This is a genomic window from Flavobacterium phragmitis, assembly GCF_900112575.1.
Taxonomy (GTDB): Bacteria; Bacteroidota; Bacteroidia; order Flavobacteriales; family Flavobacteriaceae; genus Flavobacterium; species Flavobacterium phragmitis.
The window spans coordinates 525,604-538,754 of the sequence record NZ_FOMH01000001.1; the positions used below are offsets into that span (position 1 = coordinate 525,604).

The 13,151-nt window shown below is 33.0% G+C and carries 13 protein-coding genes, 1 tRNA gene and 1 pseudogene; 10 read left to right on the plus strand and 5 right to left on the minus strand.

The window, feature by feature from the left end; genetic code table 11:
- Positions 1-41: 41 nt before the first annotated feature.
- Positions 42-1,013: a hypothetical protein gene (locus tag BM289_RS02390; RefSeq protein ID WP_091490568.1), complete on the minus strand. Its 972-nt coding sequence runs from the start codon at positions 1,011-1,013 to the stop codon at positions 42-44.
- Positions 1,014-1,416: 403 nt separating this feature from the next.
- Complete coding sequence (locus BM289_RS02395) at positions 1,417-1,716, minus strand: hypothetical protein (RefSeq protein ID WP_091490570.1); 300 nt, start codon at positions 1,714-1,716, stop codon at positions 1,417-1,419.
- 132 nt (positions 1,717-1,848) lie between these two features.
- On the opposite strand from BM289_RS02395, the gene BM289_RS02400 reads away from it, so the two are divergent.
- The 6 genes from BM289_RS02400 to BM289_RS02425 all read left to right on the plus strand — a co-directional run bounded on the left by BM289_RS02400 (position 1,849) and on the right by BM289_RS02425 (position 7,023).
- On the plus strand, positions 1,849-2,433 hold the full coding sequence (locus BM289_RS02400; RefSeq protein WP_091490572.1) for an RNA polymerase sigma factor: 585 nt from the start codon (positions 1,849-1,851) through the stop codon (positions 2,431-2,433).
- A 2-nt stretch (positions 2,434-2,435) separates the two neighbouring features.
- Positions 2,436-3,161: a CDC27 family protein gene (locus BM289_RS02405; protein ID WP_091490573.1), complete on the plus strand. Its 726-nt coding sequence runs from the start codon at positions 2,436-2,438 to the stop codon at positions 3,159-3,161.
- Between the two features lie 138 nt (positions 3,162-3,299).
- The gene (locus tag BM289_RS02410) at positions 3,300-3,695 is read left to right on the plus strand and encodes a S41 family peptidase (RefSeq protein ID WP_244165305.1); all 396 of its coding nucleotides are present in this window, start codon (positions 3,300-3,302) and stop codon (positions 3,693-3,695) included.
- A gap of 320 nt (positions 3,696-4,015) precedes the next feature.
- On the plus strand, positions 4,016-4,804 hold the full coding sequence (locus BM289_RS02415; RefSeq protein WP_208610222.1) for a TatD family hydrolase: 789 nt from the start codon (positions 4,016-4,018) through the stop codon (positions 4,802-4,804).
- Between the two features lie 64 nt (positions 4,805-4,868).
- Positions 4,869-6,005, plus strand: coding sequence for a 1-acyl-sn-glycerol-3-phosphate acyltransferase (locus tag BM289_RS02420; RefSeq protein WP_091490575.1), 1,137 nt, complete (start codon positions 4,869-4,871; stop codon positions 6,003-6,005).
- Positions 5,995-7,023: an asparaginase gene (locus BM289_RS02425; protein ID WP_091490576.1), complete on the plus strand. Its 1,029-nt coding sequence runs from the start codon at positions 5,995-5,997 to the stop codon at positions 7,021-7,023. The genes BM289_RS02420 and BM289_RS02425 overlap by 11 nt, the downstream gene beginning before the upstream one ends.
- Positions 7,024-7,238: 215 nt before the next feature.
- Here the strand turns inward: BM289_RS02425 and BM289_RS02430 are convergent, their stop codons facing one another.
- Positions 7,239-8,483 (minus strand): MFS transporter, encoded by a 1,245-nt coding sequence (locus BM289_RS02430; protein WP_091490577.1) that lies wholly within the window; start codon positions 8,481-8,483, stop codon positions 7,239-7,241.
- A 91-nt stretch (positions 8,484-8,574) separates the two neighbouring features.
- Here BM289_RS02430 and BM289_RS02435 point away from each other — a divergent pair, with 91 nt between their 5' ends.
- The 3 genes from BM289_RS02435 to BM289_RS02445 all read left to right on the plus strand — a co-directional run bounded on the left by BM289_RS02435 (position 8,575) and on the right by BM289_RS02445 (position 11,059).
- On the plus strand, positions 8,575-9,456 hold the full coding sequence (locus BM289_RS02435; protein WP_091490578.1) for a LysR substrate-binding domain-containing protein: 882 nt from the start codon (positions 8,575-8,577) through the stop codon (positions 9,454-9,456).
- A gap of 53 nt (positions 9,457-9,509) precedes the next feature.
- Positions 9,510-9,596: transfer RNA gene (locus tag BM289_RS02440), tRNA-Ser, on the plus strand.
- 155 nt (positions 9,597-9,751) lie between these two features.
- The gene (locus tag BM289_RS02445) at positions 9,752-11,059 is read left to right on the plus strand and encodes a Fic family protein (protein WP_091490580.1); all 1,308 of its coding nucleotides are present in this window, start codon (positions 9,752-9,754) and stop codon (positions 11,057-11,059) included.
- Positions 11,060-11,142: 83 nt separating this feature from the next.
- Here BM289_RS02445 and BM289_RS02450 read toward each other — a convergent pair.
- Together BM289_RS02450 and BM289_RS02455 are read right to left on the minus strand one after the other, a co-directional pair.
- Positions 11,143-11,563, minus strand: a pseudogene (locus BM289_RS02450) (helix-turn-helix domain-containing protein).
- 87 nt (positions 11,564-11,650) lie between these two features.
- Positions 11,651-12,358, minus strand: coding sequence for a hypothetical protein (locus BM289_RS02455; protein ID WP_143102022.1), 708 nt, complete (start codon positions 12,356-12,358; stop codon positions 11,651-11,653).
- Positions 12,359-12,558: 200 nt separating this feature from the next.
- Between BM289_RS02455 and BM289_RS02460 the strand changes: the two genes are divergently transcribed.
- Positions 12,559-13,137, plus strand: a complete 579-nt coding sequence (locus BM289_RS02460) for a hypothetical protein (protein WP_143102023.1) — start codon at positions 12,559-12,561, stop codon at positions 13,135-13,137.
- Positions 13,138-13,151 lie beyond the last annotated feature (14 nt).

The window sequence follows — 13,151 nt, forward strand, 5'->3', positions numbered from 1 at the left end:
TGAGCAAATCACCACTTTTTCTTAAAAAAAGCATTTGAAAGTTACTGAATGGCATTAATTGCAGCAACCAGCTGGGCTTCTGTACCGACTGTTGTTTCGGCTAGTGTGAAGTTATAAACGGCATTTGCTGTAGTTGTTACTCCTTTTATTGCGTATCTCCAATTACCATTATCTTCTGTTGCGAAAATGATGTGGCAGGCAAGACCAACCGGAATCTGACCGTAGTGTTCGCTGAATAATCCTTCGGCTGTGTAAGTGTCTAATTTTGCAAGCGCATTGGTACCTTCGCCATCATAAGAAAGATATACAGCACTATTGGTATTATCATATCCTTCAGGAACATCTACCAAAATGGTTGTTTTTGGTCTTGGATCGCTGTAGAAACGGTCAACATTTGTCCATCCAAAGTTTCCAAAAGTCACATAATAATTGTTTCCTTCGCCTTGAACGCCGCCTTTTCCGTCTGCGCCTCTGGCATCTTTCCAAGCCAGTTCGCCATCTTCATCAATAACTCCAGTCCATAAAGTCATTAAATTATCGTAACCATTCGTTAATGCTGTTGGAACAATCATGCTTAACGAACAAGATGTTTGTAATTCGACTCCCCCCTGAGTTGCTTTGATGAAGAATTCTCCTCCAGAAATCAAAAGATTTTTCTTTCCGTCTGGCATAATTCCCATTGTTGGTTTGTTAGTCACTAACATATTTCCTTTGTCAAAAAGCTCGATAAATTCGATATCTACTTGTCCGGTAACAGGATTTCCGTTTTTAGTTAAACAATCTCCGTTAATGTAAAGCTTCACACCCTTTGCGGATGTTAGCGTAACGACTCCATTCCCCGCTGTCATGGTAAAATTTTGAGTGTTTCTTTTTACTCCCTTTTCGTTGATGCTTTTAAAAGCAGCTGCTGTTGGAGGAGAAAGTTTAATATCATCTCCGTCTGTATCGTTGCAGCTTGCGAAAGTTGTCATAGCTAATATTAAAAGTCCGATCTTTTTAAAATTTGTTTTCATAATTTCTAGTTTTTATAAATCTGGCTTGATTGTTTCAAGTAGTTTTCAGATTTGGTTAATTAATTTTTTAGTTAAATCAATTAGGGTTTGATTTTGTTACCCTTGTTTTCAAAAATTATTTTTTAGGCTTTTATATTGTTATATCAATTGGCTTTAAAAATTGTTACCCTATATTTTTGATTTTTTTTTAAAATGACAATTTGCTAAACGAACGAATAATTGGCTAAGCATATAGAGGACGCGGATTTACACAGATTTACTACTTAATTTTTTTAATTTGATTAATAAAAAAATCCGTTTTAATCCGCGTCTTCGTGATAGCGAATCTGCCTAATCCGCGTCTGATTAGACAGGTTGTTTAATTGATTCCTTGTTGTTACGAGTAATGGATGTTTTTTTTTATTTAAATCGAAAGGCATTTATCTTCAAAGAGATTTCCGTCTTCATCAACGGCTACCAAAATGTCTTTTTTACGGGAGAAATTCAGAATCAGATAAATCCAGATAACTAACCAAAAGCCTAAAGTCATCAAACTGATAAATAAATGCAGAGCGTGGTTTATAGCTTTTTTTTCTTTAGACAACACTACATAAGGCAGTTTTTCATTATGTTCTGTAATTACAAAACCGTTGCGGGTTTTGGCAGCGATGATCTCGTAGAACCGGTCTTGGTTTTTCTCATTTACAAATTGGTAACTTTCCATTTCTTTTAATTTTTTAAAGGTTTTTTAAAAGACTTTTGTTTCGTTATATACAATTCGCTGCAATATTGTTACCCCTTATTTTTGAAAATTTCTGAGATTCTTTTTTTAAATTAGCTGTTAAAACATTTTTTTATGGATCAAAACAAAATTCATGCTGACCAAAAATATATTGAAGGACTTGCCGCAAATGATTCGGTAATTATTGAGATGATATATAAGAAGTATGCGCCCAAAGTGGTTTTGTTTATCACCAATAATTCGGGAGATAAAGATCAGGCACAGGATGTGATTCAGGAAATTATGATTTTGCTTTTTAATCAGGCGAAAGCCAATAAACTGCAGCTTACTTGTCCGTTTGATGCTTACTTTTTCTTATTGTGTAAAAGACGCTGGTTGAACGAACTGAAAAAATCATCAAACAAAGGGGTAACAATTTATGAGAACGTGGTATCTAGTAATGAATCTGCGCATGACTTAGTTACTCAAACTGAAGAATTTGACGAAAAACAACAGCTTTTTGATACGATGTTCCAAAAACTGGGAGAGAAATGTCAGGAAGTTTTAAAACTCAGTTTTAGCTTAAAATCGATGGAAGAAGTAGCCGAAAAACTCAATGTGACTTACGGTTATGTTCGAAAAAAGAAATCGTTATGTGTGGGCCAATTGACGCAGTGGATTCAGGAAGCGAAAAATTTTAACTCTTTAAAAAACAATTAATCATGAACGAAGAACGCTATATATTATTTGACCAATATCTTCAAGGCGAACTGACCGTTGATGAAAAAAGCAATTTTGAGAAACAATTAACTGAAGATCCGGAACTGGCATCGGCATTTGAAAGTTTCAAAGAAATGCATTTTCAATTAGACAATAAATTCGGAATAGAAACGGAGCGAGAAGCTTTTAAAGAAAACCTAAACCGAATTTCAGATAAATATTTCCATAAAAAGAAAAGCAAAGTAGTTTCATTGAAACCTTGGTATTTTGCGGCAGCGGCTTCTGTAGCCATTATGTTTGGGTTGTTTTTCTTTGACTATAAAAATTATCCAAATTTTGAAGATTATAACCATCCAGAAAGTGCTTATTTTACAGAAAGAGGTGTTTCTGAAGAAACTTTGAAAAAGGCTGAGGATAATTTTAATGGCAAAAGATATGAAAAGGCAATACCACTTTTTGAAGCTATTTTAAAAGAAAACAATTCAGAAGAAATTAAATATTTCTATGGTGTTTCGTTATTGCAGGTCGGAAAATATGTGAAAGCCGAAACTATTTTTAAAGAATTAGAAGCAGGAAATTCTGTTTATAAAGACAAAGCAAAATGGAATATGGCGTTGTCTAAATTAAAACAAGGGAAATATAAAGAATGTCAGGAAATTTTACAGACCATTTCTCAGGATTTTGAAGATTATGATGACGTTGAACAGCTGTTGGAAGAGTTAAATTAGTTAAAATTTAGCGAGATTGATAAAAAAAATGCGGTCTTTACGTGAAACCTCAATCGAATTTGGAATTTTAGTTCTAAATTCGATTTTCTTTTTATAAGAATTGTCCCAAAACAATTTAAAACTTAACCCTATTAATTGATGCAAAAGATTACTTTATTTCTTTTTATCATATTTTCTCAAACTGTTTTCAGTGCCACTAAAATCGCTGAAACAGAAAAACTTGCTGAGACTTGTGGTTCTGAAAACAAAGATCATTATAAAGGAAAAGTTATTGTTTTGCTTAACGAAGAATCCTTAAGTCAGGCTGAATGGACAATAATGTGTTTTCAGACAGCGGGAAATGTAACCGAACTTGATTTTAAAACTTTTCATACAAGATATACAGGAATTGGCGTTTATTACACAGATAAACGCAAAACCCAAAGAATTGGCATAGTTCCTGATATTAAAGTAAAGCCAACAATTAAAGGCATTCAGGAAGGAAAAGATGAAGTTTTAGACCGTGCTTTATTATTTATTGAAACAGGCAAATGATATTTTATTAATTCAAGTTTGTCGTCCTGAGGAACGAAGGATCACACTAGTTGATCGTCAGAAAAAATGGGGGTTTTCTTTGCGATACTACTTTTGAGATTCTTCGTTCCTTAAGATGATAAAAAAATACAGCGACCTTTGTCAAAGTTTTAAGCTTTGACAAAGGTTTTTCTCATTCTTAGCGTCATTTCTCAAGATGAACAATAGAGAAAAAAACGTTTTATCCGCGGTTTCACAAATTGAATCAGTCAAATCCGCGTCCCGTAATCTCTACAAAATTGGTATTCTTTTAATATTGTCGTAATTTTGACCACTTTAAAATGAAAGCCTTGAATTCAACACCCATTATTACCGATACCCACACGCATTTATATTCTGAAGAATTTGATCAGGATCGTGACGAAATGATGCAGCGTGCTATTAACGCAGGAGTTACCCGTTTTTTTATTCCCGCAATCGATGCAGCAGCAACTCAGTCTATGTATGATTTAGAGAAAAATTATCCCGATAATGTATTCTTAATGATGGGATTGCATCCCACTTATGTAAAAGAGAATTATCTGGAAGAATTAGCACACGTAGAAAACGAATTAGCTAAAAGAAAGTTTTATGCTGTTGGTGAAATCGGGATTGATTTGTATTGGGATAAAACACATTTAAAAGAACAGCAGATTGCTTTTAAGAAACAAATTCAGCTGGCAAAACAATATAAACTTCCAATTGTAATTCATTGCCGTGAAGCTTTTGATGAAATATTTGAAGTATTGGAAGAAGAAAAATCTGAAGATTTGTTTGGGATTTTTCATTGTTTTTCCGGAACTTTAGAACAGGCTTTGCAAGCTATTTCCTATAATATGAAATTAGGAATTGGCGGTGTTGTTACTTTTAAGAACGGAAAAATCGATCAGTTTTTAAATCAAATCGATTTAAAACATATCGTTTTGGAGACAGATTCTCCTTATTTAGCGCCAATTCCGTATCGAGGAAAACGAAATGAAAGCAGCTATTTAGTGAATGTAATTTCAAAACTGGCAGCTATTTATGAAGTTTCTGAAGAGGAAATAGCAGCGATAACAACCCAAAATTCAAAGGACGTTTTTGGGATTTAATCTAATCGTTACTTTAATGTAATTTTTTTTTTGTTCTTTTGCCCACTTAAAATCAATATAAATAATGCAGAAATTTGATGCCATTCGACCTTTTTATGATTCTGAAATAAATGAAGCACTTCATGGTGTTGTCAATCATCCTATGATGAAAACCATGATGAACTTTACATTTCCAGATGTAGAAGATGAGGTTTGGAAGGAACAATTAAAGAAAACACACTCTATTCGTGATTTTCAATGCAACTTTATTTATAATACGATTCAGAAGGTTTTAGAAAAAAGCTCTGAAGGCTTGACAACTTCCGGTTTTGAAAAATTAGAACCTAATACTTCTTACTTATTTATATCGAATCACAGAGATATTCTTTTAGATACGACACTATTAAATGTATGTTTGTTTGAACATGGTTTGGTCATGACAGCATCTGCGATTGGAGATAATTTGGTTAAGAAAGCCTTTTTGGCAACTTTAGCAAAATTGAATAGAAACTTTTTAGTTTTAAGAGGATTAACGCCTCGTGAAATGCTGCAAAGTTCTAAGCTTCTTTCAGAATATATGGGACAATTACTGCTTCGTGAAAATCGTTCGGTTTGGATTGCCCAAAAAGAAGGAAGAACAAAAGACGGAAATGACGAAACTAATCCGGGAGTTTTAAAAATGATCGGAATGGCTTCTGATGAAGAAAACTTAATGGATTATTTTAAGAAATTAAAAATAGTTCCAGTTTCCATTTCATACGAATACGACCCGACCGATGTGTTGAAAATGCCACAATTAATGGCAGAAGCCAACAATGAGGTTTACGTAAAAGATAAAAACGAAGATTTCATGAATATCATTAGTGGTATCATGGGAACTAAGAAAAGAATACACATTTCTGTCGGAGATGTTTTAGATACAGAAATCGATCAGATTGTAGCCGAAAATGATAATGCAAACAAGCAGGTTCTGGCATTGGCACAAACTATTGATGACGTTGTTTTGAAAAACTATCAATTATGGCCGACTAATTTTATTGCTTACGATATTTTAAACGAAACAGACCGATTTGCTGACAAATACAAAGAAAGCGAAAAACAGCTTTTTGAGCGTCGTTTAGAAATGCGGATCGGAAGTGATAATCCTGTGACAAGACAAGGGTTTTTGGCTATGTATGCCAATCCGGTTGTCAATAAATTAAAATACCAAGATGTCATCTAAAGCTAAAATATTATTGATTTATACCGGAGGAACCATCGGTATGAGCAAAGATTTTGAAACGGGAGCGCTTAAAGCCTTTAATTTTGGTAAATTACTACAGAAGATTCCAGAAATCAAACAATTGGATTGTGAAATCGAATCCATTTCATTTGAACATCCAATTGATTCTTCGAATATGAATCCTCAAATGTGGGCAAAAATTGCCACAATTATTGAGGAAAACTACACATCTTTTGACGGATTTGTGGTTTTGCACGGATCAGATACGATGTCGTATTCAGCTTCAGCATTAAGTTTTATGCTGGAAAATTTGTCAAAACCAGTGGTCTTTACAGGTTCGCAATTGCCAATTGGTGATTTGCGCACCGATGCAAAAGAAAATCTTATTACAGCAATTCAGATTGCATCACTTCAGGAAAATGGAAAGCCGGTTATTACAGAAGTTTGCTTGTATTTTGAATACAAATTATACCGAGGCAACCGAACTTCAAAAGTAAATGCCGAACATTTTAAAGCTTTTACAGCGCCAAATTATCCAGAATTGGTAGAATCTGGAGTGCATTTAAAATTGAACAAACATTTATTTCTTCCCATAAACAAAGATGCAAAATTGATTGTCCATAAAAATTTAGACAATCATGTTGCCATTATCAAAATGTTTCCGGGAATGAGCGAAATTGTTTTGGCTTCAATCTTGGCAACTAGTGGTTTAAGAGGAATCATACTCGAAACCTACGGTTCAGGAAACGCTCCAACTGAAGATTGGTTTTTAAACTTAATTGAAAAAGCCATCAAATCAGGAATGTATATCGTAAACGTAACCCAATGTTCAGGCGGAAGCGTAAATATGGGACAATATGAAACGAGTACCGCTTTAAAATCGCTTGGAGTGATTTCAGGAAAAGACATTACGACAGAAGCAGCAATTACAAAATTAATGTACTTGCTTGGACATAAGATTCCGCAAAACGAGTTTAAAGATATTTTTGAAACAGCACTTAGAGGAGAGATTTCATAGTTTCAAAATTCTAATATTTAAAATCCCAAATTCCATACTTTAGTTTTGGAATTTGGGATTTTTTTTATTGAGAATTTAGTTTAACCGTTCCAGTTTGTCATTTCGAGGAACGAGAAATCACACAAGAAACTCCGCAAAGTATGTCGCCAATTTTTGTAGAATCCCGCGTGTGATTTCTCGTTCCTCGAAATGACAAAATTGTGGATAATTGAAATTTAATTTTTGGAATTTTGATATGGAACCGGACAAGTTTCCAAATCTTCTTCCGTTGATTTATGTTTTTTATAATATACGTACACAATCACAGAAAGAATACAGATAATACCCTGAAGCGCAACAGTAGTTCTAACGCCAAGCGAATGAGAAACATAACCAATAATTAAACTTCCCACAGGAATCATTCCTTGATACGCCATCATAAAATAACTGATACTTCTAGAACGCATGCTCACAATACTGTGTGTCTGAATATAAATATTGATAGATGAAGTTTGTCCCATCATTCCGATGCCGCTTAAAGTCATACAGATCAAGGCGATGGTAATGCTGTTTGAAACGGCTAATATGATTACGCTGAAACCAAGAAGCAAACTCGCTGCAATCATCAATTTACCCATATTTTCAGCCGATTTTAGATTGGCTAAATAAACAGCAGATAAAACAGAACCAATTCCGGCAGCACTTTCAAACCAGCTGAAAGTTTCGGCGTTTCCACTAAAAATATCTTTGGCAAAAACGGGCATTAAAGTATTAAAAGAAATTACGAACAAACTGCTGCAGGTTAACATTAAAAGCATTCTCGCCATCTCGGTTTCTTTTTTCACATAATCCAAACCTTCAATAAGATCATCCAGCATATTCAATTTATTTTCGGCTTTAATATGCGGTGTGATTTTCATTAGCAATAACGAAATCAAAACAGGAATATAACTAATGAAGTTCCCAATAAAACAGATATCTTCTCCATATTGATGCAGAATAATTCCCGCAAGCGCAGGTCCCGCAATTCTGGCAAAGTTGTTCATTGTTGAATTAAGCGCAACGGCGTTGGGAAGATCTTCTTTATTATCGACAATATCAATCATCATGGTTTGACGGCAGGTCATATCAAAAGCGTTGATGATTCCCTGAATTAAACTTAATGCCAAGATGAAGTTGATGTTGTATATTTTTAGGTAAATCAGCAGAGCTAAAGTTCCTGCCTGAAGCATGGCAAGAGATTGCAGAAATAATAATGTTTTATGTCTATCATAACGACCAATTATGGTTCCTGCAAGAGGCGCTAAAAATAAAGACGGAATCATACTTAGAAAAGTTGCCAATCCCAATAAAAAAACAGATCCTGTAATACTGTAAACCATCCAGCTCACGGCAGTTTTCTGCATCCAGGTACCAATAACGGAAACAGATTGTCCGTAAAAGAACAACTTGAAATTTTTAGATTTTAAGGCTTTAAACATGATCTTAAATTATTTGATACAAAGTTCGGGATTATGATTTCATTAGAAAAATTAATAATTTTACTTATAATGAGTAGTAAAACTTATCAATATGGAAATCTATCAACTGCAATATTTTATTAAAACGGCTGAGGTACTTCATTTTACCAAAGCAGCAGAATTGTGTTTTGTGACGCAATCTGGGCTTTCGCAGCAAATAAAAAAACTGGAAGAAGAACTCGGTTTGCCTTTGTTTAAGCGAATCGGAAAAAAAGTACAGCTTACAGAAGCAGGTTCTGTTTTTTTAATTCATGCCAAAAAAGTGGTAGAAAATGTAGAAAACGGAAAACAGGCAATCGAAGATTTGAACGAAATGATTGGCGGCGAATTGCGAATAGGCGTAACCTACATTTTCGGATTATTGGTGTTGCCTGTTGTGAATGCTTTCGCTAAAAGATACCAGAATCTAAGAATCATAGTAGATTATGGTACAACCGAATCCTTAGAACAAAAATTGATTAATAATGAATTAGATTTAGTATTAGTGATTTCATCGCATGAAATTGGGCCTCCAATTCAAAAAGTGCCTTTGTTTACGTCAAATATGGTAATGGCGGTTGCAAAAACACATCCTTTGGCTTCTTTAGAAAAAATACCTTTTAAAAAAATAGAAGAAGTTCCGTTGATTCTACCAGGAAAAGGATCGAATTCCAGAGAATATGTAGAAATATTGTTTGTAAAACATCACATGAAACCGAAAATTTCGATAGAATTAAATTCGATTAATGCTTTATTGCAAATGGTAGAAAACAGCGACTGGGCAACTATTGTAGCTGAAAAAGCATTAAAAGGCTGGGAACATAGTCTAAAAGCTATTCAGATTACGGGCGTTGTCACTAAACGAGAATCTTTTATGCTTACGATTGGAAGCTATCAAAAGAAAGCCGTAAAGTTGTTTATGGAAGAATTTAGCAAAAGTATCAACGAATCTTAAAAATTTACGTTGTATAACTCAATTTTTTTTGAGTTCTTTGCAAACCAAAATAAAGAAAGGTGTCCGAGTGGTTTAAGGAGCTAGCCTGGAAAGCTAGTATATGGGTAACTGTATCGAGGGTTCGAATCCCTTCCTTTCTGCGAATTTTAAGTAACCTGTGAATTAATTTTTGCAGGTTTTTTTTTATCACTTAAGAATATAAGGAAACGGAATTACGGAAAACTGTAAAAAATAGGGAGATTTGAATAAAATCTCCCTATTTTTATTTATATTTGTTTTTGTAAAATTGTTCATTATGATCGAAAATGCCCCAAAAGTGCACTTCACTACAAAGATATTTGCATTGGTAAATAAACCAGATATGGTTTTGAAAATCAAGGAGATTAATAATGAGTATTTGTACTGGGATAAACTGAAATATAAAAAAGTTCCAGATTTAGAACCAGAACAATTATGGTCTGCCGTAAAGATGGCTCGTGCAGTAAATTATAAAAACATAAATTTTGATAAATATCAATTTAATTATGTGACTACAGATTATATTCAAAAAATTCTTCATTATTTTGATATGCATATTGGCGGTTATATGGGAGCTAAAAATGTTGTTCCAAATGCTGATAAGACAAGATATTTAGTAAGTGCTATTATGGAAGAAGCAATTTCGAGCAGTCAGATAGAAGGAGCTAATACTACACGTAAAAAGGCGAAAGAAATGCTTCGTAAAGAAGTAAAGCCAAAAACAAAGTCGGAACAAATGATTGTAAATAATTATTTTACAATCAAACATATTACCCAGAATCGCAACGATGAATTAACACCTGAGAAGTTATTATATATTCATGGTTTAATATCTTGCGATACTTTAGAAGATAAAAAAGAAGAAGGAGCTTTCAGAACATCTGATGATGTTCATGTGGTGAATCATGTTGATGGAGAAGTGGTTCATACACCACCCAGTAATAATGAATTGGAAAGTTTGATTAAAGATTTATGTGATTTTTTTAATACTGATACAAAAGAAACATTTATTCATCCAATTCTAAAAGCTATCGTAATTCACTTTATGATAGGATATATACATCCTTTTACTGATGGAAACGGAAGAACTGCACGTGCTTTATTTTACTGGTATTTATTAAAAAAAGGCTATTGGTTAACAGAATATTTATCTATTTCGAAAATTATTCAGGATAGTAAAACTCAATATGAAAAAGCTTATTTATATACCGAAGCCGATGCTAATGATTTGACTTATTTTATGACATATCATTTAAAAGTAATGGATAAATCTTTTGAAGCTTTGAAAGAATATATTCAGCTAAAGCAAAAAGAAAATTTACAAATTGCAAGTTTCATTAGAATTCCCAATGTTAATGAGCGTCAGGCACAATTGTTGAAAATCATTTTTGACGAACCTGAAAGTATATTTACAGTAAAAGAAGTAGAAAATCGTTTTCAAGTATCAAAATATACAGCAAGAACAGACTTGAATATGTTGGTAGAAATGAAATTTTTAGAAGTGATTCAAGTAAACAAGATTAAACAGAATTTTGTACGCTCAGAAAATTTTGATTCCTTATTGGCAAAATATAAAATCAAATAAACCTTGCATTTTGTTTGATGTAACTAAATAAAAAAAGAGATTTCAAACCTGAAATCTCTTTTTACAATATTTTATAAAAGCTTTTATTTCTTATCCAACAACTTCTCCAAATACTCATTTTTATCCTTTTCAGCCTGAATCAAACGCTCATAGAGTTTTTTGTTTTCCTCATAAACTTCGACCAATTTATCTAAAGGATTGAATGAATAATTATTAGATTGTGGAGCAATAACACTTCCACTAATTTCATTATCGTAAATATTATTAAAATAATTAATTACGGCTTCTTCCGAAAAGTTTTTAATGGCTTCAACGGTCATTCCAAGTGCTTTTGCTAATTCTTTTAATTTTTCTTCGTCTATGTTTTCGCTGTTTTCCATGGCTGAAATCGCCTGTTGATTTGTACCTAAAGCTTGTGCAAGAGCTTCTTGTTTCATGTCTTTCAGCTCACGAATACGGCTGATTTTTCGCCCTATATGATAATGGTTTGGATGTTGTGCTCATAAACCAAAGGTATTTAAAAAAAATTGAGAAAAATAAATTTTAGTAAAAAACAGCTTTAATCTTGTAAGATACTGTTTACTTTTTATCTTAATTAAGATACTTCGCTAAAACAGGATCCTTGTCCGGTGCATGATATCCCATAATAATTCTGTCTTTGAATGCTTTCTTTGAAATCACAACCAGCTGACTGCTCACGTAATTTCCGGTTGGAGAAAATGTTAGTTGATAAATGATATCGCCTTTATTCCAAATAAAATGCTCGGGATAAGTAATATAATAATCATCGAAATCATCTTTTATCTTTTTAGTTTCGTTAGGCAGTTTGTCCAAAAGAAGTTTTTGCGACTTATCGATTTCATTATATGGCGTGTTTTCGCTCTTTACAATTTCGGTTGGATTGCCCAGTTTTTTCTTGAGAAAATCGAAAAGTGCAATGCTTTGATCGTTTTTTGGATTGATTCTCATAAAAGCAATTTTATTCTCGTAAACAGTTATTGCCGTTCCCATCACATCATTTATTGGAATTCCTCCGTAGTTAAGCGGTGCCGTGTTTTTTTCGCCCATAAAGACGTAATTGGTAGACTTTTCTCCTTTGTCTACTAAATTTAGACTGGCATCTTCTCCATTAACAACGGCTTCATAATGTCCTTTTTGTTCTGTTTTGGAAGAAAAGGAAAGTCCGTCGAGATAGGTTTCGGCACTTTTGTTGAAATCTATTGAGGATAAATCCTGTGATTTTGGGCTACAGCTCATTAGTATTAGTAAGTTTAATGAAATTAAAATTTTATTTTTCATAACCAAAGTCCTTGATTTAGGTAATTTTTGCTGTTGAAAAAATAGAGTAGATGTACTAAAAATATATATTTTGACTTTTACCAAGATAAAAAATAGTTTGCAATAAAAACCTACAAAATGTAAAAAAACAATTATTAATAGAGCGATTGATTATTGAAAAATAAACTCTAAATTGGTAGTGTAATCTCATTTTAAAGAGTATGAAATCAATGTTATATGCCTTTTTAAGTTTTTTCCTTTTTTCTTCCTGTGCCTCGTTTTCGGACAAAATGGTCAAAAATAACAAGGAGAATTTATCAGAAAATGATTTGTCTAGACTGGAAGGAACTTATGAGCTGTTTCCTGATTTACAATATAACGAAAAAGGAAGTGCAGAATTGATAAATTCTCAAGATTTTAGGGTAAGACGTGATCTAAACTATTTTGTTTCGTTTAAAGAAACAAAACAGGATGGTTTTGGAGTTTATTTGGTTGATATAAAGTTGATTAGTGGAAACAAGTTGAAATTTACCACGAAAAAAGATAATATAGAAATAGAAAGTTTTGAAGTGAGAGGAAAGCTTAAAAATGGACTTTTCTATCTTGACAATAGATATTTAAAACGAAATGGGATTCCGTATCTTGCTGGTGGTTATACTAATTACAAAACCCGAATTGGGCTTGCAAAAGATAACGGCCTTTTGGTTAATTACGCTTATGATAATTCGGGTGCTATTTTGTTTCTTTTTTGGGCAGGTTCGGATTATAATTTAGGTTATCATTACAAAAGAATTGAATAGTTTAAAAATTACAG

Excerpts from the sequence above, each read along its gene's own strand:
- BM289_RS02430 (WP_091490577.1), bottom strand. The coding sequence starts at position 8,483 with ATGTTTAAAGCCTTAAAATCTAAAAATTTCAAGTTGTTCTTTTACGGA.
- BM289_RS02435 (WP_091490578.1), top strand. The coding sequence starts at position 8,575 with ATGGAAATCTATCAACTGCAATATTTTATTAAAACGGCTGAGGTACTT.
- BM289_RS02445 (WP_091490580.1), top strand. The coding sequence starts at position 9,752 with ATGATCGAAAATGCCCCAAAAGTGCACTTCACTACAAAGATATTTGCA.
- BM289_RS02390 (WP_091490568.1), bottom strand. The coding sequence starts at position 1,013 with ATGAAAACAAATTTTAAAAAGATCGGACTTTTAATATTAGCTATGACA.
- BM289_RS02460 (WP_143102023.1), top strand. The coding sequence starts at position 12,559 with ATGAAATCAATGTTATATGCCTTTTTAAGTTTTTTCCTTTTTTCTTCC.
- BM289_RS02410 (WP_244165305.1), top strand. The coding sequence starts at position 3,300 with ATGCAAAAGATTACTTTATTTCTTTTTATCATATTTTCTCAAACTGTT.
- BM289_RS02395 (WP_091490570.1), bottom strand. The coding sequence starts at position 1,716 with ATGGAAAGTTACCAATTTGTAAATGAGAAAAACCAAGACCGGTTCTAC.
- BM289_RS02455 (WP_143102022.1), bottom strand. The coding sequence starts at position 12,358 with ATGAAAAATAAAATTTTAATTTCATTAAACTTACTAATACTAATGAGC.
- BM289_RS02415 (WP_208610222.1), top strand. The coding sequence starts at position 4,016 with ATGAAAGCCTTGAATTCAACACCCATTATTACCGATACCCACACGCAT.
- BM289_RS02425 (WP_091490576.1), top strand. The coding sequence starts at position 5,995 with ATGTCATCTAAAGCTAAAATATTATTGATTTATACCGGAGGAACCATC.
- BM289_RS02400 (WP_091490572.1), top strand. The coding sequence starts at position 1,849 with ATGGATCAAAACAAAATTCATGCTGACCAAAAATATATTGAAGGACTT.
- BM289_RS02420 (WP_091490575.1), top strand. The coding sequence starts at position 4,869 with ATGCAGAAATTTGATGCCATTCGACCTTTTTATGATTCTGAAATAAAT.
- BM289_RS02405 (WP_091490573.1), top strand. The coding sequence starts at position 2,436 with ATGAACGAAGAACGCTATATATTATTTGACCAATATCTTCAAGGCGAA.